This window comes from Streptomyces hirsutus (assembly GCF_001418415.1).
Taxonomy (GTDB): domain Bacteria; phylum Actinomycetota; class Actinomycetes; order Streptomycetales; family Streptomycetaceae; genus Streptomyces; species Streptomyces hirsutus.
This window is the reverse complement of the sequence record NZ_LIQT01000779.1, coordinates 1-1327: the sequence shown is the minus strand read 5'-3', so window position 1 is coordinate 1327 and position 1327 is coordinate 1. Positions and strand designations below refer to the sequence as shown.

The window sequence follows — 1327 nt, the reverse complement described above, 5'->3', positions numbered from 1 at the left end:
ACCACCGCGCTGGTGGGGCGGGCGGCGCGGTGGTGCCGTATGAGCACGTGTCGCTGTCCCGGTCCCGTTCCGGTCCTGTTCCGGTCCCGTTCCGGACGGCCGGCGCGCGGTCGCAGCCACATCCACAGCCCGGCCCCACCAGGAGACGCCCCGATGACGCATGCCCCGGCCGCCGCCCGCGCCCTTCTCTCCTCCGTGCTGTCGGTGTCCGCGCTGCTGACCACGGCAGCCTGTTCCGTCCTCGGGAACGACACGGCCGGACCGGCGGCCCCGGCGTCCGCCACCGCCTCGTCCTCCGCCGCCACCCCGGCCGCCGAGCAGTCCTCGTCGGCGACGTCCGAGCCCGGGCTGAGCGAGGAGCAGCTGCGGGCCGCGCTGATCACGGAGACGGACCTGGGGCAGCCCTGGGTGCCGACGCGGGGGGTGGCGACCTGGCGGGACGGGCTGCTCAAGTCGAGCACGAAGAACGCCGACTGCCGGCGGCTGCTCGACGTCCTCTACACCGAGGAACTGTTCGGCACGCCGGCCGGGCCGCGGGCCGTGGTCGCCCTGGACGACGCCTACAGCGGCGCCCAGCTGCGGTACCAGGTGGCCGCGTACCGGCCCGCCGACGTGGACCGCACGCTGAAGTGGCTGGGCGGCCTGCCGAAGAAGTGCGGGGAGTTCACCGCCACGGCCAAGAAGGACGGCGTCCAGAAGGTCGAGGTCGACGCGCTGAAGCTGCCGGAGACCGGGGACGCCCGGCAGGCGCTGCGGGTCACCATGACCGGTGAGACGCCCGACCACCAGCTGACGCGCCTCACCCTGGACGTGGCGGTGGTCCGGGTCGGCGAGGACACCATCACCCTCACCAACGGCGGCTTCGGTGACGTCGCGTCCGAACTCGTTCAGGTGGTCGTGGAGTTCGGGGTGAACCGGCTGACGGAGATCCAGAAGCAGGGCCGGGTACGGGTCTGACCGCCATGGGTCGAACCGTCACGGCTTCAACCGTCACGACTCCGGCCGTCACGTCAGACGGTCCACGGCCTGTTTGGCCTCGAGCAGGCCGGCCCCGGTGGCCTCACGGTAGGCCTTGACCGCCTGGACCGTCTTGCCCTCCCGCACGAGCGCGACGATCCCGTCCTTGCCCGGGATCTCCTCGTGCAGGTCCAAGTGCTGGAGCACCAGGTCGAGTTTGCGTTCGACGCGCGCGATGGTGCGCTCGGCCCGGGAGACGTGGCTCTGGAGGGTCAGGATTCCGAGGATCACGACGGAGGTGAGGAAAAGCACGGCTATGTCCATGGCCGGCAAGCGTAGGGAACCCGGCAGGGCTTGCCCACCCGCCCCC

The 1327-nt window shown here is 72.0% G+C and carries 2 protein-coding genes; one reads left to right on the top strand and one right to left on the bottom strand.

Features of this window, described 5'->3' with window-relative positions; genetic code table 11:
• The first annotated feature begins 153 nt into the window (after positions 1 to 153).
• Positions 154 to 957, top strand: coding sequence for a hypothetical protein (locus tag AOK11_RS38580; RefSeq protein ID WP_055598245.1), 804 nt, complete (start codon positions 154 to 156; stop codon positions 955 to 957).
• Between the two features lie 48 nt (positions 958 to 1005).
• Here the strand turns inward: AOK11_RS38580 and AOK11_RS38575 are convergent, their stop codons facing one another.
• Positions 1006 to 1281 carry a hypothetical protein gene (locus tag AOK11_RS38575; protein WP_055598246.1) on the bottom strand — a complete coding sequence of 92 codons (276 nt, stop codon included), beginning with the start codon at positions 1279 to 1281 and terminating at the stop codon, positions 1006 to 1008.
• Positions 1282 to 1327: the final 46 nt, after the last annotated feature.

What these genes read in the sequence shown, in the direction of transcription:
- AOK11_RS38580 (WP_055598245.1), top strand. Translation starts at nt 154, where the DNA reads ATGACGCATGCCCCGGCCGCCGCCCGCGCCCTTCTCTCCTCCGTGCTG.
- AOK11_RS38575 (WP_055598246.1), bottom strand. Translation starts at nt 1,281, where the DNA reads ATGGACATAGCCGTGCTTTTCCTCACCTCCGTCGTGATCCTCGGAATC.